Raw genomic sequence first — 26,412 nt, 5'->3', positions numbered from 1 at the left:
TAACGAAAAAGAAGAAGAAAAAATGGGTGATTTGCGTATTTCTGATCAAGCGCGCAATAAAATAAGAAGATCAAGATAGAGGTACTTATATGAAAAAAACACATTTAGGGTTATTTACCTTTTCATTATCTTTAATAATTTTATTAGCGTTATTTCAAATTTTCTTGGGGTCATTACTTTTAATATATGTTTTAGAGATTAGTTTACCAACAGCTCTTTTTGAAATTTTAAGAGAAGCTTCTTGAACATTTTGAGGGCCAGAACAATATGCTATTTTAACGTCAGGACCTATTTGAGGGTTTGTTTATACTGCAGCTATTATTGCTATCCCGTTAGGAATGATAGGATTCAGTATAACTTATTTGAGATTATTATTTAAAAAAGGTAATGATAGTAATTTATATTTAAATATTTATATCAAAATATTATTGGTATTTATAATTGGGTTACAAATTGCAGCCGGGTCTAGTTTAATTGGTCCATTAACAGGAGCTATAGGATTTTTATTAATAGCTTTAGAAATTAGCGAAAGAGTTTACAAAAGTCTTGGAAAAACTAAAAAATCTAAAGAAAAAACTATGAAAATTAAAAAACCTAAGGTTAAAAAAGAAAAAACTCCAAAACAAATAAAATTACCAAACATTCAAAAACCAATGGCGTTGCCACAGGCTAATGATAATTTAGATAAAGTTTTGGATAGAAAACTAGTATTAAAGAAAGCAAAAGATAAATTAAGAAAAAAAATCAAGTTTTCTGAAGCTAAAACAAGTAATGAGTACGATGATTTCTTTAGTGAAGAAAAACAAACTGATTTACAAATTAACATGAGTGCGCCTGCAATAAATTCAAGTTTTGAAGAAGAAAAACAAGATGTTTCAGAAGAAAATGTTTTCAACAACGAAATAAATGAAAATTTAATAACTAAGCAAAGTGCTTTAAGTTTAGATATTCAAAATATGAATGAACAAATACAAGAAGAAGAAGACACTTTCAATAAGTCTAAATCTGTTTCAGAAGTTTTAAAAGTTGAAGAACCAGAAGAAGTTATTGAAGAAGTTGAAACTCAAACAATAGAAAGTAACACAAATGTTATTTCAAATAATAATATTGATAAATTCATTTTAGTTGAAAATGACAGTGCAGTAACAGAAAAAGCATTAACAAATGTAAAAGAAGAGTCACAAACAACATCTTTAGAATTAAATAAAGAAAATGATAATACAATTCAAAAGTTAGAACAATGAGGTTTTTTACACCAAAAAGCAACATGCTTACATTCAACAATATATTCAAAAAATGTTATTTCAAATAATGAACTTAACAAAATTATATTTAAATATAATATTTTAGCTAAAAAAGCTAACAAAATTGTTATGGAGCAAAACTTTAACAAACCAAAAGTTTTAGCATTAATAAACAATGAGGAAAAACGTCGTTTAATTAATAAAAACAATCAAAGAAGAATTGAACTTGAAGAAAAAGAACTTAAAATTGAAAAATCATATATTAGTGATCAATCAGAAACCAATCTTAATTTTGATGAAATTAAAAAAACTGTAGACAATGTAGTTCCTGAAACTAAAAATATGACTGTATTTTTTGAAGATAGTTCAATTAATGATAATATTAAACACGAAGTTATTGAAGAAAAAACAAACGATAATAATAAACAAATACAAGATGAAGGTAATATCAATATGAGTATTAAAAAATCAAATGACAATTTTAAACTTGAAGATGACATTATTGAAAATAACGCCGATGAAGATGGAGTTATTGAAATTTTAAATAAAGATAATATCTTTAAAAACAATCGTAGTAAAAGCGATTTCCCATCATCAAAACCTTTTAGAACAAAAGTTAAAAATGATCTAATTGAACAAAGAGATTTAATCAGAGAAATTAATGAAAATAACCAATTAGATAAAGAAGTAAAAGTTATTTATGAAGATGAAAATGAACAACAAACATTTAACAATAATGTAACAAACAACGAAACAATAATATCAAATAACAATGAAACAAATATAAGTAAAAATGAAACAACACTATTAAACAAAACAATTACAAATGTAACAAACAACGAAACACAAATATTAAACAACAACGTAGAAAACAATAAAACAACAACATCAATTGATGAAAATGCTAATACTATAAATACAACACACACTATTAACAATGTTAAAGAAAGCAACTTTGATTTTGAAGCAGTTTTAAATAATTTTGGAAATAAACTATTAAAAAGCAATGGTGATTTAATAGAAAAAATTAACACAAAAATTGATACAGTAAGTGCTGATGTAAACTCACTTGGTGGAGAAATTCAAAGTATAAAAAATAATGAAAAAGAAATTTTTTCACAACACAATAATTTTGAAGAAGCTATTTTAGATTTAAAATCTAACATGCACACTATAAGTTTAAAAGTAGAAGAAATATCATCAATTAAAGAACAATTAAATCAACAAAGTAGAAAAACAAACCATATCAAAAGAACAAAACATGTAGTTGAAACAAACCATAACAACGAAAAACATAATTATGAAAATTATCAAGAGCAAGATAGTTTAATTCTAAGCCATAGAATTGCTAACCATATTGCGGAACATAACGTTGAAAAGTTTACAAAAGTTAAAACACCATATTTAAAAGGTTGTGATATTTGTGAACACCAAAAGAAAAGAGTTTAAATTATGAAACAAGATTTTGATATTAGATGCTTTAAATGTTTACAAGAACTAGAAAAAAAAGGCACACCAGCAAATCCAATATTAGTTAACAAAGCTAGACAAGCAATGGCTAGTGGATCTTTAGATGACATATTTGTTTGCGAAAAACACAAATAAATAAAAAATAAAAATAAAAACAAAAGTTTTTATTTTTATTTTTGTTATAATAACAATTTATGAACAAAGTATTGACAATAGATATAATTAATGTTTATAATATAAAAGCGTTTATTATGTAAAAAATCAAACTATTAAGGGGTAATTAATGAGAAAACAAAAATCGTTCGGTGAATTTGCTAAAAGATTAGACTATACCAAAGTTAGTGGTGACTTAGAACTACCAAATTTAATTGAAGTACAAACAGAAAATTTTAAATGATTTTTAAATGAAGGAATTAATGAAATTTTCGGAGAAATTTTTCCGGTTTCAGACGGTGAAGGAAAAATTCATTTACAAATGTTAGATTGAAGCTTTAAAAAAGAGCGTAGAAGCGTTTATCGTGCTAAAGAGCAAGGTAAAATTTTTGAAGCACCAATTTATGCTAATTTAAAGTTATCAATTAATACACAAGACTCTGTTATTAGAAAAGATTACGAAAGTAATGCTGATTGAGATGACTTTATTTATATCAAAGAACACATTAAGGAAAATGTTGGTCATGATATTACACTTGAAAAACAAAAAGATAATATGCTTAACTTTACTATTGATAATGGTGAACACAAAGCAACTTGCCTTGTAATTATAAAAAGTTCAAATGAAGATGAAATTATTGTGGACTTTTCAATTGAAAGAACAGGGGAAGTGTTTTTCGGTGATTTCCCTTTAATGACTCAAAAAGGAACATTTATTGTTAATGGTTCAGAAAAAGTTGTAGTATCACAACTTGTTCGTTCTCCTGGAACATACTTTAAAAAAGATATTAATATAAAAAACGGAGAAGTTGTTTACTATGTTGATTTAATTCCTTCTCGTGGAACATGATTAGAATTTGAATCAGAATTAAAAAAAATTAAGAAAGAAAAAGAAGATGTTTTAAGAAACGTATTTTTTGTAAAAATTGATAAATCAAGAAAAATAGCTGTTAATCATTTATTTGATGCATTTGGTTTAGAGCAAGATGTTGTTTTAGATTTATATGAAAACAATAACTACATTCAAAATACATACGATTTTGATGGTTCACCATTCGAAAATATTGAAGATAAAAAGAAAAGTGCAGCACAAGAAATTTATAAAAAAATTCGTTCGGGAGAAACAGCTACACCAGATGGAGCGGTTAAGTTTTTATATGGACTTTTATTTGATCCAAGAAAACATGATTTAACAAGAGCTGGTCGTTTTAAATTGATTCAAAAATTATCAATTGAAAAAAGATTACTAAAAAGAGTTATTGCTCAAGACTTTTTAGATGAAAACGGAAATGTTTTATTCCCTGCGGAAACTTTAATTACTAAAAATGAATTAAAAGTAATTAGAAAAGCACTTCGTAATGGAGCAATGCAAACAACAATTAAATTTGACGAAGAAATTCCAGGAACAAACGTAATTCAAAAAATTAATGTTTATGCTGAAAGTGATCGTCGTGAAAAAGTAATTTCAATAATTGGGATTGACCCAAATGGAAAAGAAACTTTTGTGACTGTACCAGATATTGTTGCAACTTTTTCATATTTACTAAACTTAAGACATGATATTGGGGAAGTTGATGATATTGATCACTTAGGAAACCGTCGTGTAAGAACTGTTGGAGAGCTTTTACAAAACCAATTTAGAATTGGAATGTTACGTATTGAAAAAAACGTTAAAGAAAAAATTTCTACTTCAAATATTTTCAAAATGAAACCATCTAATTTAATTAACAACAAACCTTTATCATCTGTAATTGGTGAGTTTTTCAACTTATCTCAATTATCACAATTTATGGACCAAACAAATCCTTTATCAGAGTTGACAAACAAACGTCGTTTAACAGCTTTGGGACCAGGTGGGTTAACAAGAGAACGTGCTGGATTAGAAGTTCGTGACGTTCACTACTCTCACTATGGAAGAATTTGTCCAATTGAAACACCAGAAGGACCAAATATTGGTTTAATTAATAACTTAGCAACATATGCAAAAATCAATAAGTATGGATTTATTACAACTCCATATCGTGTTGTAAAAGATTGTAAAATTTCAGAAGAAAATGAATATTTAACAGCAGATGAAGAAAAAGATTATGTTATAGCTCAGGCAAACATTGCTTTAAATGATGATCGTTCAATTAAAGAAGACGAAGTTATTGCACGTTTCCAAGGAGATAATATTATTGTTGATCGATCACAAGTTGATTATATTGATGTGTCACCAAAACAAATTGTTTCTGTGGCTACAAGTTGTATTCCATTTTTAGAAAATGATGATGCCAACCGTGCCTTAATGGGTGCCAACATGCAACGTCAAGCAATTCCTTTAATTAGACCAGATTCACCATATGTTGGAACTGGGATTGAACATGTAGCTGCTAGAGATTCTGGGTTAGCTATTATTGCTGAAGATACTGGAGTTGTTAACTATGTTGATTCTAAAAAAATTGAAGTTGAAACAAAAGATGGTATTAAAACATATACACTAGATACTTTTGAAAGAAGTAATCAAGGAACATCTCTTTTACATACTCCATTAGTTAAAAAAGGTGACACTCTTAAAAAAGGTCAAATTATAGCTGATGGTCCTTCAATTGAAAAAGGAGAATTAGCTTTAGGGCAAAATGTTACAGTAGCATTTAGTACTTGAAATGGTTACAACTATGAGGATGCGATTATTGTATCTGAAAGATTAGTTGTTGAAGATGTCTTTACATCAATTCATATTGAAGAATATACAATTGAAAGAAGACAAACTAAACAAGGGGCGGAAGAAATAACTCGTGAAATACCAAATATTTCAGAGAATGCTAGAAAATTCTTAGATGAAGATGGACTAGTTATTATTGGAACAGAAGTAAAACCTGGGGATATCTTAGTTGGTAAAGTAACACCAAAAGGACAAATCCAATTGTCACCAGAAGATCGTTTATTACAATCAATCTTTGGAGAAAAATCAAAAAATGTTAAAGATAGTTCATTAAGAGCACCAAATGGTGGTGAAGGAATTGTTCAATCTATTAAAAGATTTTCTCGTGATAAATATGAATTGGCAGCAGATGTTATTGAAATTATTAAAATTTATGTTGTTCAAAAACGTAAAATTCAAGAAGGAGATAAAATGGCTGGGCGTCATGGTAACAAAGGTGTTATTTCAAAAATATTACCTTTAGCTGATATGCCTCACCTAGAAGATGGAACTCCAGTTGATATTATGTTAAACCCACTTGGGGTACCTTCAAGGATGAACATTGGGCAAGTTTTAGAAATCCACTTAGGGATGGCTGCTAAAAAACTTGGTTTAAAAGTTGCAACACCAGTTTTTGATGGAATGACAAATGATGAATTAATTGAAATCATGGATCAAGCCAACATGAAAAACTTTGGTAAAGAAAAACTAATCGATGGTAAAACAGGTGAAGCTTTTGATAACCTAATTTCTGTTGGAGTTATGTATATGCTAAAACTTTCTCACATGGTTGATGATAAATTACATGCAAGAAATGTTGGACCATACTCATTAATTACACAACAACCATTAGGTGGTAAAGCACAAAATGGTGGACAAAGATTTGGAGAAATGGAAGTTTGAGCCTTAGAAGCTTATGGAGCTGCTCATATTCTGAGAGAAATCTTAACTATTAAATCTGATGATATTAAAGGAAGAACAAGAGCATATGAAGCAATTGTTAAAGATAAAAGGATTCCAGAACCAGGTGTTCCAGAATCATTCAATGTTTTAACAAGAGAAATACAAGGTCTTGGATTTGCTATTAATACAGTTGATAAAGATGGAAACATTAAAACTATTGACTCATACGATGATAATGAAGAATACTATGAACAATTAGACTTGTTAGAACGTGAAGAAAACGAAAGCAAAGAAGATTGAGCTGAAGGTGTTGATATAAACAAAGAAATTTCAGAAGAAGATTTTTAATTTTGTAAAATAAAAGGGGTTAATANNATGATTTTAGACAAACAAAAAAGAATGATAAAAATTGGTTTAGCTGACCCAGAAACTATTCGCTCATGATCTCGTGGGGAAGTTAAAAAGCCAGAAACAATAAACTATAAAACTTTAAAACCAGAAAAAGAAGGACTTTTCGATGAAAGAATTTTTGGACCGACTAAAAATTTCGAATGTGCTTGTGGTAAATATAAAAAATCTAAAAACAAAGGTAAAACTTGTGAAAAATGTGGAGTTGAAATCACAGAAGCAATCGTTAGAAGACAAAGAATGGGTCACATCGAGTTAGAAGAACCGGTAACACATATTTGAATGTTAAAAGCGACTCCTTCAAGAATTGCAACATTACTAGATATGAAATCAAAAGAATTAGATGAAGTTGCTTACTTTGTTTCTTACATCGTTTTAGATCCAGGAACAGCAACACAACTAAAGAAAAAAATGGTTTTAGATTTAGGTAATGCTAAAACTTCAGTACAAACACGTACAAAATTAATTAAAACTGTTAAAGAAATTTTGGCAACAATTGATCGTGACAAAAATGAAGCAACATATGAAATCGGTGAAAATATTATTGAAGAATTAAGTGATAACTCAATTCCATTTTCAATGGATGAATGTGCACAATTCATTAATCGTTATACAAATGCTGAATTTGGAATTGGTGCTGCAGCAATTAAAACTTTATTACAAGGATTAGATTTACAAAAAGAAATCGATCAAGTAAAAGAAGATTTAAGAGTTAAAAAAACACAAACAGAACAAACAAAATTAATTAAAAGACTAGAAGTTTTAGATTCATTATTAAAATCTGGAAGCAAAGCAGAATGAATGATTTTGGATGCAATTCCTGTAATTCCCCCAGACATAAGACCAATTATTCAATTGGATGGTGGAAGATTTACAACTTCAGAAATTAATGATTTATATCGTCGTATTATCATTAGAAATGAACGTTTACGTAAAGTTAAAGCCATGGGAGCACCAAGTGTTATTGTTAACAACGAAAAAAGAATGTTACAAGAAGCTGTTGATGCTTTAATGGATAATGAACGTAAAGTAAGACCAGTTACTGGTAAAGATAAACGTCCTTTAAAATCTTTAACAAGTATTTTAAAAGGAAAACAAGGACGTTTTAGACAAAACTTACTAGGAAAAAGGGTAGATTACTCTGGGCGTTCAGTTATTGCAATTGGACCAGACTTAAAAATGTATCAATGTGGATTACCACGTAATATGGCAATTATTTTATTTAAACCATTTATTATTCAACGTTTAATTAAATTAGATATTGCAACAAACATTAAAGTTGCTGAAAAAATGATTTCAGAGCGAGAAGATGTAGTGTGAGAAGTATTAGAAGAGGTTATTAAAGACCGTCCAGTACTTTTAAATAGAGCGCCAACATTACACCGTTTAGGAATTCAAGCTTTTGAACCTGTTTTAATTAAAGGTAAAGCTATTAGATTACACCCATTGGTAACAACAGCATTTAATGCCGATTTTGATGGAGACCAAATGGCTGTTCACGTACCAATTACTAGAGAAGCTGTTGCTGAAGCTAGAAGTTTAATGTTAGGAAGTAGAAATATTCTAGGTCCTAAAGATGGACGACCAATAGTTACACCGACACAAGATATGGTTTTAGGAAACTATTACTTAACTTATGAAGAAAAAGGACTTAAAGGTCAAGGAACTATTTTTGGAAGCATTAACGAAGCTGTTATTGCTTATGAAACAAATAGTGTTGCTTTACATGCAATTATTGCAATTAAAGCATCAGCTTTAATTAACAAAAATTTACCAAATGGATTTGAAAATAAATTATTAATCACAACTCCAGGAAAAATTATCTTTAACCAAATTTTTAAAGAAAATTTCCCATATTTAAATGAACCAATTCAAAGTTCAAATTTTGAAATTAAAGATAAATTTTTAGTTAGTTTCGATACAAACATTCAAGAATATATTGAAACATTAGATATTAATTTACCATTTAGAAAAAAAGACTTATCATCAATCATTGATCGTTACTTTAAGTTATTTGGAGCTAATAAAACAGCTGAAATGCTTGATAACATGAAAAATGTTGGATTTAAGTTCTCTGGAAAATCTGGAGTTACAATTTCAGCTGGTGATGTTAAAGTATTTGATCAGAAAAAAGAATCTTTTGAAGCAGCAGACAACCGTGTCCATGAAATTAATGAATTTTATAACGAAGGGTTACTAACTTTACGTGAGAAAAAACGAAAAGTTGTTGATGTTTGAACAAAAGTAAAAGATAATATTCAAACACAATTAGAAGAAATTATTAAAGAAGATCCAAAAAACTCTATCTTTATGATGACAGATTCTGGAGCGCGTAGTAATGTGTCCAACTTTACCCAATTAGTAGGTATGCGTGGACTTATGAATAACCCTAAAGGGGATATTATTGAATTACCAATTAAATCTTCTTTCCGTGAAGGATTAACAGTTTCTGAGTTCTTTATTTCAACCCATGGGGCGAGAAAAGGGATGGCCGATGTTGCGCTTAAAACAGCTGACTCTGGTTATTTAACAAGAAGACTTGTTGATGTTTCTCAAGAAGTTATAGTAACAGAAGATGATTGTAAAACTCGTAAAGGGTTCTGAATTTTCAACATCGTAGATGATCGTCATGGTAACATTATTGTTCCAATTCAAGATCGTCTTGTTGGTAGATTCTTATTATCTGATTTAGAAATTAATGATAGTTTAACTATTAGTAAAGAAAAATTATTAACAGAAGATGATGCAAAAATTATTGCAAATTCAGGAATTGAAAGAATATCAATTCGTTCAGTATTAACTTGTGAATCTGCAAAAGGTATTTGTCAAAAATGTTATGGTAAAAACCTTGCAACTGGAGAACCAGTTAAAGTTGGAGAAGCTGTTGGTGTTATCGCAGCTCAATCAATTGGGGAACCAGGAACACAGTTGACAATGCGTACTTTCCATACAGGAGGGGTTGCTGGTGGTGTTGACATCACTCAAGGGCTTCCAAGAATTAAAGAGTTGTTAGACGTAACGACTCCAAAAGGAGCTACAGCAATTATTTCTGTTATTGACGGAGAAGTTTCTGAAATTATTGAAGAATCGGGAGTTTATCATATAACTGTTGCTTCTAAAAATGATGAGAAGAAATATCGCTCACAACATAATGCGGCATTAACTGTAAAAGTTGGAGACCGTGTTGTTCGTGGGCAAAAATTAACTGAAGGTTCAATTAATATTAAAGATTTATTAGATATTGCAAAAATTGAAGATGTTCAAAACTATATAATTAAAGAAGTACAAAACGTTTATCGTTTACAAGGGATTGAAATTTCTGATAAGCATATTGAAATTATTGTAAAACAAATGTTAAACAAAGTAAAAATCATTGATTCAGGTGATACTGAGTTGTTACAAGGTGAAATTGTTTCTATTAAGAAATATAAAGCAGTTACTAAAAAAGCTATTTTAGAACAGCAAAAACCACCAATTGCAAAACATGTATTATTTGGTATTAAAAAAGCACCATTAGAATCAGAATCATTCTTATCATCTGCATCTTTCCAAGATACAACAAGAGTTTTAGTAAAAGCTATTGTTAAAGGGAAAACAGATAGATTAGAAGGATTAAAAGAAAATATTATGATTGGTAACTTAATTCCAGCAGGAACAGGGTTAAGAGATCCAAGAGATATTATCCAAGAAGGAATTGATGCTAAAATCAACGAATACTAAAAAAAGAAAGCTCACAAGAGCTTTTTTATATTAACTTATTAAATAACTAAATATATTTTGGTATAATAAATATAATTGTAAGGTGAAAATATGGCACAAAAAATTTTAATAGTTTGTACAGAATGTTTATCAAAAAGTCATTCTATATACAAAAGTAATAAACTAGCAAATGAAAGATTTCAAATAAAAAAGTTTTGTGCAAAATGTAACAAACACACAATTTATAAGGAAACAAGATAATGGGCAAAGATAAAGCTGAAAAAAAATTGAAAAAGCAAGCAAAAGCAAAACCAATAAATGTTAAAGCAGTTAATCCCGAAATTTTTGATGGGGATAGAATTGCTGAAGGCAAAAAATCTCGTTTTGCACGTGTTAAAGTTACAGAAAAAAAAACCGCGTGAAAAAAGAAATATTAAACTAGCTTTTAAAGAATTTCCAATAAAATTTTCAAAAGAAATTAGAAGAATTAAGTGATCGCCTAAAAATAACTTAGGTAAAAAGTTCTTAATTGTGCTATGTTTTGTAGCAGCTTTTGCTTTATTCTATTTCGCATTAGATTTAGGATTATTCAATCTCTTGCGAGCATTAAAAATAATGTAATAATAATTTTTTAATTATGAAAGGTATAAAAATGAACACTATAAATAATGAATTAAACATAACACCAAATAATAAAAAAGGTAAATGATATGTTATCAACAGTTACTCTGGGCAAGAGGATCGCGTTTTAGAAGATTTAAAACAAAGAGTTGAATCTTTAAATTTAACAGATAAAGTTTTTGATATTCGTGTCGTTAAAGAAAAAATCGTTGTTAAAAAAGGTCAAAAACCACGTGAAAAAAATGTTTATCCTGGTTATATTTTCATCAACATGAAAATGCATGATGACGCTTGATATGTTGTAAGAAACACAACAGGTGTAACTGGATTTATTGGTTCTTCTGGAAAAGGTACAAAACCATTTCCATTAACTGATAAAGAAGTTGAAAGAATGTTAGGGAAAGCATTAAACATTAACAAAAATACTGAGAAAAAAGAGAAAAAAGTTTATGTTGCACACTTTAAAGTTGGCGATGTTGTTACATTAATTGATGGACCACTAGCTGGAAAAGACGGTAAAGTTGTAAGTATAGATACAACAAAAGGATTGGCGACAGTAAATGTAGAAATGTTTGGTCGTTTAACACCGGCTGAAGTTGAATTTTCTGCTTGTCAATCACACTAACTTTTGCACTTGCAAAAGTTTTTAGATTTTAGGAATTATTATGGAAAATACACAAAAAAATAACAAACCAAAGAGTTTTAAAAAGAAACCATTTATTATCAAGTATGAACCAACTTCAGATAAGGTTGTTTGAAAAAGACACCCTGATTTTATGCATTTAGAATTAAGTTCTGAAGGTGAAGTTCGTTATTTTGATTCTAAACATAAAAAAGAGTTAAAAAAGCCAAAGGCTTCAAATTACTATATTTTGCGCAAAAAAATTGATGGCAAAACAAAGTCATTTCCATTTCACAAAATTATGGTCGAAACATTTATTGGTGAAATTCCCAAAAACATGACAATTGATCATGTTAATAATAATCCACGAGACAACAGAGCAAGTAATTTAGAAATTGTGTCTAAAAGGGAAAATAATGTTCGCCAAATTAGAACGTGATCAAACCCTAATAGCTTTTACAATAAAGATTTGATAAAAGCTCATGAAGAAAGACATTGAGTTTACAATGACAAAAGATATAACTGAATTGAAATATTAAAAATATTACACGAAAAGAAAATTCGTTACTTTCAATTAAAGTGAATTGCTGAAAATAAAAAAAGAATTGGTCTTTTACCAAATGGAGAAAGAATATATCGTATAAAAAACTTAGCAAAATATTTAAAGGAAAACAATGAAGAACCAGATTAAAGATCTTTTCTTGCAAAATTTAGAAATTGATTTAAGTGAAACTCAAATTAAACAATTTATTACTTACTATGAATTTTTAGTTAAAAAAAATCAAGAAATAAATTTAACAGCAATTACTAAGTGAGAAGATGTTTTAAACAAGCATTTTTTAGATTGTGCTTTATTAATTAAATACTATGATTTAAATGATAAAAATATTTTAGATATTGGTGCTGGTGCTGGTTTTCCATCGATTGTTTTAAAAATATTAGTTCCTAGTTTAAAGGTTACTATTGTAGAATCTTTATTAAAAAGATGTAATTTTCTTGATGAATTAATCGTTTTGCTTGATTTAAGTTTTGTAAAAATTGTAAATGAAAGAGCAGAAGTATTTGCCACAAAACAAACAGAAGTTTATGATTGCGTGTTATCGAGAGCTGTTAGTACACTGCCAGTTATTTTAGAACTTTCAACAAGATACTTAAAGATAAAAGGTGATATTATTGCTTATAAATCACAAAAACATGAAGAAGAGCTATCTTTATCTAAAGGTGCAATTCAGCATTTATTTTTAAGACATATCGATACATTTTTAGAAAATGAGCAAGATTTTGGAGTAAGAGCCTTCATGATTTTTAAAAAAATGAAACAAACACCAAATATATATCCTCGTAGTTATAATAAAATAAAAAAACAACCGCTCTAAAATATCTATCAAGTAAATATTTTATAATTTGATATAATTTACTTGATATGTAAAACTTTAAGGAGAAATAATGAGTAAAATAATTGCTATTACAAACCAAAAAGGTGGTGTTGGTAAAACAACAACATCAATTAATTTAGCGGCAGGGTTAGCCAAAGTAGGTAAAAAAATCTTGTTAATGGATATTGATCCCCAAGGTAATTCAACAACCGGAATTGGTGCTAATAAGGATGATATTACAAACAGCACATACGATGTTTTAATCGGAGAAGCTAGTTTAAAAGATATTATTATTCCAGATATAATCAAAAATGTTGATTTAGCACCAGCATCACTTGCTTTAGCTGGTGTTGATATTCACCTTATGGAACAATCTGATGACAAACACATTATTTTAAAAGAAAAGCTTGATGAAGTTAAAAGTAATTATGATTTTATTATTATAGATTGTCCACCATTCTTAGGATTAATCAATAGAAACGCTTTAGCGAGTTCTGATTCAGTTATTATTCCAATACAAGCAGAATATTATGCGTTAGAAGGATTAACACAATTATTAAACACAATTAATTTTGTGAAAAAAATGTATAACAAAAACTTAAGTATTGAAGGAATTTTACTAACAATGTTTGATGCTAGAACTAAATTAGCATTTGAAGTTTTAGCGGAAGTTAAAAGATATTTTGAAGAAAAATTATATAAAACATATATTCCTCGAAACATCAAGATTACCGAAGCTCCATCACATGGTTTAAGTATTTTTGACTATGATGGATCAGGAGCTGGAGCAAAAGCTTATGAGGAATTAGTGAAAGAGGTGTTAAAAAATANNATGGCTAACAATAAAAGTAGATTAAATCCAAAAGGATTAGATAAAATATTTGGTGCAGATTTAAATGATGTAATAAATGACATTAAAGAAGACAAAAAAACAGTTGTTACAGAAAATGTTGTTAGTTTGGATAAATTAGTTTCAAACCCACACCAACCACGTAAGTCGTTTAATCAAGTTGAGTTAGATGAACTTGCAGTTTCGTTAAAAGAGCATGGATTATTACAACCAATTGTTGTTAAAAAAATTGACAATGATAAATACTATATTATTGCAGGAGAAAGAAGAACTAAAGCAGCAAAATTAGCTGATTTAAAAGAAGTTCCAGTAATAGTTTTAGATATTGATGATAATAAAATGAAAGAATTAGCTTTGATTGAAAATATTCAAAGAGTAGATTTAAACATTGTTGAAGAAGCTGTAGCTTATAAAGAACTTGGAGAAGTCTTAAATTTAACTCAAGAAAAATTAGCGAAAAAAATCGGAAAATCACGAAGTCATGTTACAAATATTTTACGTCTTTTAACATTGCCAGAAGAAGTTTTGGAAATGTTAAGTAAAAAACTGTTAACAATGGGGCAAGTTAAACCTTTAATAAATGCCGATCTTAAAAAAGCTGACTTAATTAAAGTTGTTAATAAAATAATTGAAGATAAACTTACTTCTCGACAAGTTGAAGAGATGATTAAAGAAATTACAAAACCAGCAACTATTAAAACTAGTGAAAGCAGTATTGATGAAAACACAACAAAATCAAATGTTGTTACTGCTCATCTAGAAAATCAAATTATAAAAAAATTAGGAGCTAAAGTTAAGTTAGATTCTAAGAAAATTGTTATTGAATATAAAGGATTACATGATTTAAATCGTATTTTAGCAATTTTGAATTTATTAGAAAAATAGGAGATTATCATGTCATTAAAAATTGGAATCGTGGGATTACCAAATATCGGTAAATCAACACTTTTTAACGCTATAACAAATTCCCAAGTAGAAGCCGCAAATTACCCTTTTGCAACAATTACTCCAAACGTGGGGACAGTTGAAGTAAAAGATTTTCGTATGAAAAAAATGCAAGAAATTTTTACACCAAATAAAACAATTTATCCAACAATAGAATTTTATGATATTGCTGGATTAATCAGTGGAGCTAGCAAAGGAGAGGGTCTTGGAAACGCTTTCTTAGCAAATATTAGAGATACAGCAGCTATTTGTATGGTTGTGCGTTGTTTTGAAGATAAAGACATTTCTCATGTTGAAGGAACTGTTGATCCAATTAGAGATGTGGAAATTATTAACTTAGAGCTTTTATTATCAGATGAAGAACAAATTAAAAAACGTTTAGATAAAATTGAAAAAAAAGCATATGCACAAAAAAATGTTTTAGAAATTAAAGAAGTTGAAGTTTTAAAAAGCATTCAAGAGTTTATCAAAGAAGGTAACATGATAAGAGATTTTACTTTTATTGATGAAGATGTTGAATACATTAAACATTTAAATTTATTAACACTAAAACCAATGCTATTCGCAGCTAATGTTCACGAAGATGATTTAAAACAAGGTGATAACAAACACGTAAAAGTTTTAAAAGATTATGCAAAACAACAAAAAACAGAAGTAATTACTGTTTGTGCGCAAATTGAACAAGAGTTATCTGTAATGAGTGAAGAGGATCGTGAAATTTTCATGGAAGAATACAATATTCAAGAATCTGGTTTAGATAAATTAGTTTTATCAAGTTACAAAACTCTTGGGCTTCAAACATTTTTTACAGCCGGAAAACAAGAATTAAGAGGTTGAACTTATAAAAAAAATATGACAGCTCCTGAGTGTGCTGGAGTAATTCATACAGATTTTCAAAAAGGCTTTATTAAAGCTGATATTTATAACTATAATGACTTAATAGAATGTGGTTCTGAAAAGAAAGTACAGGAATCAGGGAAATTAAGGAGTGAAGGAAAAACATATATTGTAAAAGATGGCGATATATGCTTTTTCAAGTTTAACGTTTAGATATGAGAGTTGGTTCATCTTTTGATATACATAATTTAAAAAAAGGCAAAATGATAGTGCTTGGGGGCATTAATATTCCATCACCCTTCAAGGTTGAAGCTGTGTCGGATGGTGATATATTGCTTCACACTATTAGTGAAGCTATTATAGGCGCTTGTGGTGCTGGTGATTTAGGAGAATATTTTAGTGCAAAACACAAAAATATTTCATCTGTTGTCATTTTAAAAAAAGCACTAAGTATTATGCAAGAAAAAAATTATTGTATTATAAATATAGATACAACAATAGTTGTTCAAAAACCATATTTAAAAGAGTATAAAGCATTAATAAAAGAAAAGATTGCAGAAATTTGTGATATTAAATTAGATTGCATTAATATCAAAGCAACAACTTTTGAAAAAAAACGTAGCAAAAAAATATGAGCATTAACAACCGTATTATTAGGAGGATATAATGAAAAACGTTAGAGTAAGATATGCCCCGTCTCCAACCGGAAATTTACATATCGGGAACACAAGAACTGCACTTTTCAACTTTTTGTTTGCTAAACATTATCAAGGATCTTTTATTGTTAGAATTGAAGATACAGATATAGCTAGAAACCAAGAAGGAGCAATTGAATCACAATTTGATAATTTAAAATGATTAGGTTTTGAAATTGATGAATCAATATACAATCCTAAAAATTATGGTCCTTATCGCCAACTTGAAAGATTAGATATATATCAAAAATATGTTGATAAACTTTTAGCTGAAAAACACGCTTATCGTTGTTTTTGTACAGAAGAGGAACTTTTAACAGAAAAAGAATTACAATTAGCACAAAAAATTATCGCAACTAAATATTCACAAAAATGTAAACATTTAACTTTAGAACAAGTTAATGAAAAAATTACCCAAAAAGTGCCATTTAGTGTAAGGTTTGCTGTTCCAAATAGCAAAACTTATAACTTTGACGATATTGTTCGTGGGAATGTTAGTTTTGAAAGTTCAGATATTGGAGATTGAGTAATTCAAAAAAATAATAAAATTCCAACATATAACTTTGCAGCAGCAATTGATGATTTTGAAATGAAAATTTCTCATGTTATTAGAGGTGAGGAACATATTTCAAACACTCCTAAACAATTAATGGTGTTTGAAGCTATTAAACAACAACCACCAATTTTTGCCCATTTAACTCTTATCGTAAATGAGAACAATAAAAAATTGTCAAAAAGAGATGGAAATTTAGATCAATTTATTTCTCAATATAAAGAAAAAGGGTTTTTACCAGAAGCTATGTTTAACTTTATTTCTTTATTAGGATGAAGTCCTAAAGGGGAAGAAGAAATCTTTGATAAAAAAACTTTAATAAGTATTTTTGATGAAAGTAGATTAAGTAAATCACCTAGTTTTTTTGATATTAAAAAGTTAGTATGAATTAACTTTCAATATATGAAAAAAATGGATGATACAACTTATGTAAACTTTGTAAAACAGTTTTTAGATAAAGATTTATCAGAAAAACCAAATGAATTTATCTTAGAAATAATAAGTTTATTTAAAAAAGAGTTAGAATTTGGGAGTCAAATTAATGAATTGGCACAAATAATTTTAAATCCAGCAAATACAAAAAATCAAGAAACTCAAGATCATTTAAAAGATTTAGAATATTCAAAAGATTTTATATCTTCATTACATAAAGAACTTTCAAATTGTGAGTGAAGTCCCGTGGATATTAAAGCTGTTATTGTTAAACTTGGAAAAGATTATAGTTTAAAAGGTAAAAATTTATTTATGACAACAAGAATTTTTACAACAAATAGTTTTCAAGGACCAGAACTTGCAAAAGTTATTTATCTATTAGGTAAAGATTTTGTTTTAAACAATATCAAAAAGGAGCTTAAATAGTTATGTTGTCAAAAAAACCATTAATTATAAGAGATGCAATTCACGGAGACATTTATTTAAAAGAAGATGTTGTTATAGAACTTGTTAATACAAAAGAATTTCAAAGAATGAGAAGAATCAATCAGTTAGGTGGAGGAGAATTTGTTTTTCCATCTGCTACACATACAAGATTTTCACATTCAATTGGAGTTTATTGTTTAGTCGATAAGTTTTTTACAAATGAAGCTATTTCAAGCAAGTTAACTAAAAAACAAATGTTACTTGTGAAAATTGCTGGGCTTTTACATGATATTGGTCATGGACCATATTCTCATACTTTTGAGATTATTAATGAAATAAGAAATAAACCTATTTCTCACGAAGAGTATTCATCAAAGATTATTAAAGACCCAAATGGGGAAGTATATAAGGTCTTGAATAGATATTTAGAAGATGAAGAAATCGATGAAATTTGTCAGTTAATTCAAGGTGAGCATAAAAATGATGTTTTAAATTCATTTGTTAGCTCACAGTTGGACGCTGATCGTTTAGATTATTTAAAAAGAGATAGTTATTTTTCTGGAGTTAATTATAGTAATGTGGATTCTTCATATATAATTAGAAACTCGCTAATTGTTGATGGAAAATTATGTGTTAGTTCAAAAGCAAGGCATTCGATTGAGCATTATTTAATTAGTAGATATCATATGTATATGCAAATGTATAACCACAAAATAAGTAATGGTTTTGATACACTTTATTTGGCTTGATGAAAAAGATTGAAAGAGCTGATTGAAAAGAAATTTCCTTTTGAAAACGTAAAAATTGTTAATACATTACACCACTTTTTAAAAGATGAAACACCAATAAATGTTTATTTACACATGGATAACTATGCATTTATAACTTATGTAAAAATTATGATGAATGAAAATGATAAGATATTAAAAAAATTATCATATAACTTAATTCATAGAAAATTTCATAAATGAAAAAAACTAACAACTATGGAAGCTGGTAAATTATTAATCAACTTCCAAAGAGAATATCATACTGATAATAATTATTTTATATTACATTGTAAGAAAAAAAGTTATATAATATATAGTAGGAATGAAAAACCTATTTATATATATAATGAAAAAAGTAGGGAATTAGAAGAACTATCTGCAAATTCACAAGTTTTAAACTTTGATAATCAAAAAAATGCAGGGAATATTGCTAACGAGTATTTCGTTATTAGTGATTAAACAAAAAAGGAGTCGTTATGGATAGCATAGAAAATTTATTAGATTTAATGGAAGAGTATTTAAAAAAAGAAGAAAAGCCAGAATCATTTGAAAATATTTGAAACGAAATTATTAAAGAAACAAAAATAAAATTACCAAAAAAAGATAAAGATGAAATAATTGCAGATTTATATGCTGAAATGGTTTTAGATAGTCGATTTGTATTAACAAGCGATGGTAAATGAACTTTACGTGAAATTTTACCATTTGATGAGATAAAAAAACAATATGATTATTCAGATCAATTTGAAACAACAAAAGAATTTGATGAAATTAGTATGGACGACGATGAAGACGACGACGATGAAGACGACGATGAAGAAATTCTTGATAGTGATGTTGTAAATGACGTTGACGAGGAAGAAGAAACTAAAACTGTTTTAGTTTCAGATAGTGACGTTGACGATGAAATTTTTGAAGATGATTTATCGGATGATATTATTGAAGACGACAAAGTAGATAAAGAAGATATAATTGACGAAGAATTTAACTTAAGTGATGATGAAGATGAAAGTTATGCTGAAAGTTTAGGAATTACTTCTGAAATTAACTGAAAAGACGTTGAAGATCAATTTGACGAAAATAATTAAAATAATTTTATAAAAATCAAGAATGAAGTTTTTTCATTCTTTTAATTTTTAGAGATATTAAAATTTTAGTGAGGTAGACATGACAAAATATATATTTGTTTCAGGCGGAGTTGTTTCAGGTCTTGGTAAAGGGATAACATCAGCATCTATTGGAGCATTATTAAAAGCTAGTGGGTATAAAGTTTTTATGCAAAAATTTGATCCATATTTAAATATTGACCCAGGGACATTAAGTCCATATCAACATGGAGAAGTTTTTGTAACAGAAGATGGTGCTGAAACTGACTTAGATTTAGGTCATTATGAGCGTTTTATTAATGAAAATTTAAACAAGTTTTCGAATATTACATCAGGTAAAATCTATCAAAAAGTTATTAGAAATGAACGTGCAGGTCTTTATGGTGGAAAAACTGTTCAAGTTATTCCACATATCACAAATGAAATAAAACAAAAAGTTTATGATGCTGGTAAATCAGCAAATGCTGATATTGTAATAACTGAAATTGGTGGAACAATTGGTGATATTGAATCATTACCGTTTTTAGAAGCAGCACGTCAAGTGCGAAGAGAACAAGGTAAAAACAATACTTTATTTATGCACGTATCACTAGTTCCTATTTTAGGAGCTACAGCTGAAGTAAAAACTAAACCAACTCAACACTCAGTTAAAGAATTACTTTCTTTAGGAATTCAACCAGATATAATAGTTGCTAGATGTGAAGAGGATTTAAGCAAAGATATTAAAGAAAAAATTGCTATGTTTTGTAATGTAAATAATGAAAATATTTTAGTTGCGAAAACAGAGAAATCAATTTATTACATTCCAGAAATTTTATATAAGCAAAACGCTCATAAAATTGTGGCTAATATTTTAGATTTAAAAATTAAAAAAACAAACATTGAACATATTATTGAATTTAATAATAAAAGAAAAAACAGCAAAGAAGAAATTGTTGTAGATATTATTGGAAAATATGTGGAATTACCAGATGCATATCTTTCAATTATTGAGTCTTTAAAAATTGCTGGATATGAAATTGGTAAAAATATTAAAATTAATTGAATTAAAGCTGAAAATATCAATAAAGATAATTATAATGATATTTTAAAAAACTCTAAAGGTATTTTAATTCCTGGGGGATTTGGTGAAAGAGGATTTGAAGGTAAAATTTTAGCCATTAAATTTGCTAGAGAAAATAATATACCATTTTTCGGGATTTGTTTTGGAATGCAAGCAGCGGCTGTTGAATTTGCACGTAATGTTTGTGGATTAAAAAATGCTGGTTCATTAGAATTTGGTGATAATAAAGATAATATTATTGATATTATGGCCGAACAAAAAAACCTTGTAGATTTAGGTGGAACGTTAAGGTTAGGAAATTATAAAACAACTTTATCAGAAAACTCTTTAGCTCAAAAACTATATAATGCTAACTTTGCAATTGAAAGACATCGTCATCGCTATGAATTTAGTAATAAGTACCGCAGTATGTTTGAAAAAAACGGCATAAGTTTTAGTGGAATATATGCAGAGAAAGATTTGGTAGAAATTATTGAATTACCAAAACATAAATTCTTTATAGCAACACAATATCATCCAGAATTTACAAGTAGGTTAAATAAACCAAACCCATTATTTTTAGGATTTGTAAAAGCTATAAAATAATTCATATATTATCAAAAAGGAGAAAAATGAAAAATAATACATTAGCTATTGTAGGAACTCAATGAGGAGATGAAGGAAAAGGAAAACTAACAGATTTTTTTGCGCAAAAAGCAGATGTTGTTGTTAGGTGATCGGGTGGTGATAACGCTGGTCATACAATTATTTTTAATGATAAAAAGTATAAATTAAACATTGTTCCTTCTGGAATTTTTAATTCTAAAACAACAAATATTATAGCAAATGGTTGTGTTGTTAATTTACAAAAATTAGTGAGTGAAATTGAAAACTTACAAAAACAAGGTTTTGATTGTAAAAACTTATTAATTTCTGATCGTGCACATGTTATTTTTGAATACCACAGCAAATTAGATGAAGCCCAAGAAATGTTTAGGGGTAATGAAAAAATTGGAACAACTAAAAAAGGAATTGGTCCTTGTTATGAAGATAAAGCACAACGTATTGGTATTAGAATTGGTGATTTACTTGATAAAGAGTTGTTTAGAGAAAAACTAGAAAGAAATGTAAACTTTAAAAATATGTTGTTTGATAAAATTTATAATATCGAACAAGTTAGTTTTGATAAAATTTATCAAGAAACATTAAAAGCATTTGATAAAATAAAACAATTTGTTACAAATACATCACTTAAGTTAAATGATTATATTAAAACAAATAAAAAAGTATTGTTTGAAGGGGCTCAAGGAGTTATGTTGGATTTAGATCACGGAACTTATCCTTTTGTAACATCATCTAACCCAACAGCTAGCTCAATTCCTACAAATACAGGAATAAGCCCTGCTTTTGTTAATAATATATTAGGGGTTGTAAAAGCTTATAGCACAAGAGTTGGAGAAGGACCTTTTCCAACAGAGTTTGACGATAGTGTTTCGCAAGATATTAGAATTAGAGGGAATGAATTTGGGACTGTTTCTAAAAGACCAAGAAGAATTGGGTGATTTGATAGTGTCTTAATTCAACATACGCTTTTAGTATCTGGAATCAATAAATTATCTATTATGCTTTTAGATGTTTTAACAGGTGTTAAGACAATAAAAATTTGTACTTCATATAAATTAAATGGTAAAAAGATATCTTATATTCCTTCAACAATAAAAGAATATGAAAAATGTGAAGTTGAATATATTGAAATGCCGGGTTGAACTGAAGATATTTCAAAAGTAACATCTTTTGATCAATTACCAAAAAATGCACAAAATTACTTGAAAAAAATTGAAGATATTCTTAAAGTTAAAATAGTTATGTTCTCTGTTGGTCGTGATAGATTACAAACAATTAAAATGGAAGAAATATTTTAAGGAGTTGCCATGATTTCTCGATATGAAAATAATAAAATTCAAAAAATTTGAAACGAAGAAAATAAAATAAAAATATGAAAAGACGTGGAAGTTTTTGTTTGTGAAGCTTGAAATAAAGAAGGTCTAATATCTGATAAAGAGTTAACTTTAATTAAAAAAAATATTAAAGTTGATGTTAAATTAATGAAAACAATTGAAGCGGAAACAAAACACGATGTTGTAGCATTTACAAGAATGTTATCAACTTTTTTAGGACCAGAAAAGCGTTTTATTCATTTTGGTTTAACATCAACTGATATTGTTGATACAGCACAAAATTACTTAATTAAACAATCAAATGATGTTGTTTTAGATAGTTTAAATATTTTGATTAAAAGTATTTCAATTCAAGCTGATAAATGAAAAAATCAACCTATAATCGGAAGAACTCACGGGATGAATGGAGAAATCACATCTTTAGGGTTAAAATTTTTAAATTGAGAAATGGAATTAAAAAGAGCTAAAAACACTTTTTTAAATGCAAAAAAAGAAATTGAAGTCGCTAAAATATCTGGTTCAATGGGTAATTTTGCACACATGCCATTACGTATTGAAGAGCATGTTGCTAAAAAAATGGAATTAAATATTGATCCAGTTACTTCACAAGTTAACTCAAGAGATCGCCATGTAAAATTATATTTTGCTTTAGCGACAATCGGAAACCTATTAGAAAAAATTGCTACAGAAATTAGGCATTTACAAAGAAGTGAAGTAAATGAAATTAGTGAAGGTTTTAGCAAAAAACAAAAAGGTTCATCTTCAATGCCACATAAAAAAAATCCTATTAGTTCAGAAAATATTAATGGGTTAGCAAGATATTTGAGAACTTTTGTTAATGTTGGTTTTGAAAATAATAATTTATGACATGAAAGAGATATTTCTCACAGTAGTAATGAAAGATTAATCATTCCTGATGCATTTCATACTTGTGTTTATATTTTAGATCGTATGAATGATACAATTGAAAATCTTTATGTAAATACAGAACAAATAAATTTAAGGATTAATAAAAATAATGGGTTGATTTTTAGTCAAGCTGTTATGAATTTGTTAATAAAAAATTCTAAAAATTCTCGTGAAGAAATATATGATTTCATTCAAAAAACGACTTTAGAGTTACAAAGCAATAAACACAGTGATTTTAAAATTGCATTAATTAAAAATGGTATTGAAAAATATGTGAATTTAAAGGATTTAGATTTATGCTTTAAACCAGAAACATTTTTAGAAAATGTGGAGTTAATATTTAAAAGGGCGAGAGCATGAAGTTAATTGTTGGTCTAGGAAACTACCCTAAAGAGTATAAAAAAACCCATCACAATATTGGGTTTATTTTTTTAGATGAAATGGTTGGTGAAAATAACNTTTTCTTACAAAAAAATTTTATTGGGGAAGTTTTTGAAACAAACATAAGCGGAGAAAAAATAATTTATTTAAAACCACACACTTTTATGAATTTAAGCGCAAATTCAATTCAAGCTGTTAAAAATTTTTATAATATAAAAACAGAAGATGTTTTAGTTATTTATGATGATAAAGATTTACCAGTAGGTAAGTTTAAAATCAAAAACAATGGTAGCGCAGCTGGTCATAATGGTGTAAAACACATTATACAAGTTTTAGGAGAAAAAAATTGAATGAGAATCAAGGTAGGTATTGGTTATAACAATAAATATCCAATTAAAGAATGAGTGCTAAAAAACTTTGCCAAAAAAGATTTATCACTTTTAATTAGTGATATATTGCCAAAGGTACAATTAGTTGTAAATGATTTTATTGATGGGAATAATTATTTAGAACTTACAAATAAACACAGTGGAAATGCATCAGTATAGTTTTTCTAAAAATAATCACTTACCAAATGTTTTTTTAATCCCAACACCCATCGGTAATTTAGAAGAAATATCAACAAGGATTATAAACACTTTAAATGAATGTGATGTTATTTATTGTGAAGACACAAGAGAGACAAAAAAGTTATTAAATTTTTTAAACATAAATAAAAAGCTTAAATCATTATTTAAACATAATGAACTACAAAAGGTTGAAGAATTTAAAAATGATTTAACTATTTACAAAAACGTGGGAATTGTGAGTGATAAAGGTACACCACTAATAAGTGATCCCGGTTATGTTTTAATTAAAAATTTATTAAAAGTGTGTAATTTTAATTTAGTTCCAATTAGTGGTCCAACAGCATTTGTTAGTGCACTTATAGCTTCTGGGTTACCTAGTGATAAATTTTATTTTCATGGCTTTATTGATAAAAACAATAAAAACTCTGAATATGACATGCTTAAAACTAAAAAAAATACAATTATTATTTATGAATCTCCCAACAGAATTATTAAAACTCTTATAAAAATTAAAGAAGAAATTGGGGATGTTGATGTTTGTGTAGCTAAAGAAATAACAAAAATTAATGAACAATTTTTTAGAGGGTTAGTTAGTGAAGTTATAAATTATTTTAATGGTGATTATTATCCAAATGTTTCAAAAGGGGAATATGTTATTATTATTGACAACAACCTTAAGCACACACATTCAAAAGATATATCTTCAGACATTATAGATTACGCGCATTTTTTAATTAAAGAAAAATCACTTTCCACTAAAGATGTTGCAGAAAAATTAAGTGATGTATTTAATGTTAGCAAGAAAGAAATTTATGATCAAATTATTAAGACAAAAAAATAACTTAATATTTTTATTGTTTGGTATTGCGAACATTTTATCTTTTTTATTTTCTTTTTTATTCCTTATGTTACAAAATAAAATAAGCTTTTGATCTTTTTTTACATATTCTTATTCATGATGAACTACCTGAGTTACACACATAACTTTTTTTTGGTTCTTTGCTTTTCTTTTTTTATTAAGAAAAAAACCTTTAAATTAATTGTTAATCAACTAATATTTGTAACCAACATTTGAGCTATTTCTTTCTTTTTAATATCTATTTTTATGTCCTTAATAGCCAACACACAATTATCTCCAGAGTTTAATACCGTTATTTTTTGAATGTACACACTATTTCCGCATTTAATAACTCCAATTTTTATGATTTTTATGATATTTGTTGTAAAAAAAACAGCTAAACCCACAAAGAAAGACTATTTGTATCCAATATACTTAGTTTTTCTTTATGTTGGTTATGTAATGGTAAGACAAGCAATATTAAGAACAACTTTAATAAATGCAAGTTTGTATAATTACACAAGTGTATCAGACACTTATTATCAACCTTATTTTTTCTTTGATTATAATATTGTTATTAACTGGGTCTTTTATTTACCAGCTTTAATATTTTTATATTCAACTGTTAATTACTTTGTTTGAAAAAGAATTACTTATATTGAAGGTGTTAAATCACATTCTTAATTATCACAATTTAAAAATATTGGTTATATATGTTAGAATAGTAAAAGCATATAAATAGATGGAGAAATTATGGAAAACAAAAAACAAGAATTTTGAAAAAAAGTTGAACAAGCAATGAAATCTTATTTAGATTTTAACTTTAATTTATTTGAAAAAAGTTATGAAAATAAAAACGAATATCAAGAAGACAAAGATATTGATAAATTTATAGCCGATTATAAAGAAAAAAAAGATTTTG

The 26,412-nt window shown here is 27.6% G+C and carries 21 protein-coding genes and 1 pseudogene; all 22 read left to right on the top strand.

Annotated elements, in window-relative coordinates; translation table 4 throughout:
- The first annotated feature begins 89 nt into the window (after window positions 1-89).
- The 22 genes and pseudogenes from NPX79_RS01690 (at window position 90) to NPX79_RS01585 (ending at window position 26,174) form a co-directional block, all read left to right on the top strand.
- Window positions 90-2,693 carry a hypothetical protein gene (locus NPX79_RS01690; RefSeq protein ID WP_381415394.1) on the top strand — a complete coding sequence of 868 codons (2,604 nt, stop codon included), beginning with the start codon at window positions 90-92 and terminating at the stop codon, window positions 2,691-2,693.
- 3 nt (window positions 2,694-2,696) lie between these two features.
- Window positions 2,697-2,849 (top strand): hypothetical protein, encoded by a 153-nt coding sequence (locus NPX79_RS01685; RefSeq protein ID WP_381415393.1) that lies wholly within the window; start codon window positions 2,697-2,699, stop codon window positions 2,847-2,849.
- A 145-nt stretch (window positions 2,850-2,994) separates the two neighbouring features.
- The gene (locus NPX79_RS01680) at window positions 2,995-6,801 is read left to right on the top strand and encodes a DNA-directed RNA polymerase subunit beta (protein ID WP_381415475.1); all 3,807 of its coding nucleotides are present in this window, start codon (window positions 2,995-2,997) and stop codon (window positions 6,799-6,801) included.
- Window positions 6,802-6,828: 27 nt separating this feature from the next.
- Window positions 6,829-10,581 carry a DNA-directed RNA polymerase subunit beta' gene (rpoC, locus tag NPX79_RS01675; RefSeq protein WP_381415392.1) on the top strand — a complete coding sequence of 1,251 codons (3,753 nt, stop codon included), beginning with the start codon at window positions 6,829-6,831 and terminating at the stop codon, window positions 10,579-10,581.
- A 90-nt stretch (window positions 10,582-10,671) separates the two neighbouring features.
- A complete protein-coding gene (rpmG, locus tag NPX79_RS01670; RefSeq protein ID WP_381415391.1) occupies window positions 10,672-10,821 on the top strand; it encodes a 50S ribosomal protein L33 in 150 nt (49 codons plus the stop codon).
- Window positions 10,821-10,997: a hypothetical protein gene (locus tag NPX79_RS01665; protein WP_381415390.1), complete on the top strand. Its 177-nt coding sequence runs from the start codon at window positions 10,821-10,823 to the stop codon at window positions 10,995-10,997. Before rpmG ends, NPX79_RS01665 begins: the two co-directional genes overlap by 1 nt.
- Before the next feature lie 215 nt (window positions 10,998-11,212).
- Window positions 11,213-11,806, top strand: coding sequence for a transcription termination/antitermination protein NusG (gene nusG, locus NPX79_RS01660; protein ID WP_381415389.1), 594 nt, complete (start codon window positions 11,213-11,215; stop codon window positions 11,804-11,806).
- A 40-nt stretch (window positions 11,807-11,846) separates the two neighbouring features.
- Window positions 11,847-12,494, top strand: coding sequence for an HNH endonuclease signature motif containing protein (locus tag NPX79_RS01655; RefSeq protein WP_381415388.1), 648 nt, complete (start codon window positions 11,847-11,849; stop codon window positions 12,492-12,494).
- Window positions 12,478-13,179: a 16S rRNA (guanine(527)-N(7))-methyltransferase RsmG gene (gene rsmG / locus NPX79_RS01650; RefSeq protein ID WP_381415387.1), complete on the top strand. Its 702-nt coding sequence runs from the start codon at window positions 12,478-12,480 to the stop codon at window positions 13,177-13,179. Before NPX79_RS01655 ends, rsmG begins: the two co-directional genes overlap by 17 nt.
- 70 nt (window positions 13,180-13,249) lie before the next feature.
- Window positions 13,250-14,056: pseudogene (locus NPX79_RS01645) on the top strand (ParA family protein); the annotation flags it as partial.
- A gap of 81 nt (window positions 14,057-14,137) precedes the next feature.
- Window positions 14,138-14,914, top strand: coding sequence for a ParB/RepB/Spo0J family partition protein (locus NPX79_RS01640; RefSeq protein ID WP_381415474.1), 777 nt, complete (start codon window positions 14,138-14,140; stop codon window positions 14,912-14,914).
- A gap of 9 nt (window positions 14,915-14,923) precedes the next feature.
- Entirely contained in the window at window positions 14,924-16,024 is a 1,101-nt protein-coding gene (gene ychF, locus NPX79_RS01635; RefSeq protein ID WP_381415386.1) for a redox-regulated ATPase YchF, read from the top strand.
- Window positions 16,025-16,026: 2 nt separating this feature from the next.
- Complete coding sequence (ispF, locus tag NPX79_RS01630; protein WP_381415385.1) at window positions 16,027-16,491, top strand: 2-C-methyl-D-erythritol 2,4-cyclodiphosphate synthase; 465 nt, start codon at window positions 16,027-16,029, stop codon at window positions 16,489-16,491.
- Entirely contained in the window at window positions 16,478-17,917 is a 1,440-nt protein-coding gene (gene gltX / locus NPX79_RS01625) for a glutamate--tRNA ligase (protein WP_381415384.1), read from the top strand. Before ispF ends, gltX begins: the two co-directional genes overlap by 14 nt.
- Window positions 17,918-17,919: 2 nt before the next feature.
- Window positions 17,920-19,146: an HD domain-containing protein gene (locus NPX79_RS01620; protein ID WP_381415383.1), complete on the top strand. Its 1,227-nt coding sequence runs from the start codon at window positions 17,920-17,922 to the stop codon at window positions 19,144-19,146.
- A gap of 17 nt (window positions 19,147-19,163) precedes the next feature.
- On the top strand, window positions 19,164-19,775 hold the full coding sequence (gene rpoE, locus NPX79_RS01615; protein ID WP_381415382.1) for a DNA-directed RNA polymerase subunit delta: 612 nt from the start codon (window positions 19,164-19,166) through the stop codon (window positions 19,773-19,775).
- A 79-nt stretch (window positions 19,776-19,854) separates the two neighbouring features.
- A complete protein-coding gene (locus NPX79_RS01610; protein ID WP_381415381.1) occupies window positions 19,855-21,441 on the top strand; it encodes a CTP synthase in 1,587 nt (528 codons plus the stop codon).
- Between the two features lie 26 nt (window positions 21,442-21,467).
- The gene (locus tag NPX79_RS01605; RefSeq protein ID WP_381415380.1) at window positions 21,468-22,757 is read left to right on the top strand and encodes an adenylosuccinate synthase; all 1,290 of its coding nucleotides are present in this window, start codon (window positions 21,468-21,470) and stop codon (window positions 22,755-22,757) included.
- A gap of 9 nt (window positions 22,758-22,766) precedes the next feature.
- The gene (gene purB / locus NPX79_RS01600) at window positions 22,767-24,068 is read left to right on the top strand and encodes an adenylosuccinate lyase (RefSeq protein WP_381415379.1); all 1,302 of its coding nucleotides are present in this window, start codon (window positions 22,767-22,769) and stop codon (window positions 24,066-24,068) included.
- On the top strand, window positions 24,059-24,631 hold the full coding sequence (gene pth / locus NPX79_RS01595) for an aminoacyl-tRNA hydrolase (protein ID WP_381415378.1): 573 nt from the start codon (window positions 24,059-24,061) through the stop codon (window positions 24,629-24,631). The genes purB and pth overlap by 10 nt, the downstream gene beginning before the upstream one ends.
- Entirely contained in the window at window positions 24,618-25,493 is an 876-nt protein-coding gene (rsmI, locus tag NPX79_RS01590) for a 16S rRNA (cytidine(1402)-2'-O)-methyltransferase (RefSeq protein WP_381415377.1), read from the top strand. The genes pth and rsmI overlap by 14 nt, the downstream gene beginning before the upstream one ends.
- Before the next feature lie 369 nt (window positions 25,494-25,862).
- On the top strand, window positions 25,863-26,174 hold the full coding sequence (locus tag NPX79_RS01585; RefSeq protein WP_381415376.1) for a hypothetical protein: 312 nt from the start codon (window positions 25,863-25,865) through the stop codon (window positions 26,172-26,174).
- The last annotated feature ends 238 nt before the right edge of the window (window positions 26,175-26,412 follow it).

The sequence above is a fragment of the Spiroplasma endosymbiont of Anurida maritima genome, assembly GCF_042465095.1.
Taxonomy (GTDB): Bacteria; Bacillota_I; Bacilli_A; order Mycoplasmatales; family Mycoplasmataceae.
The sequence above is the reverse complement of the archived record's forward strand: the minus strand, read 5'-3'. Positions and strand labels throughout refer to the sequence as shown.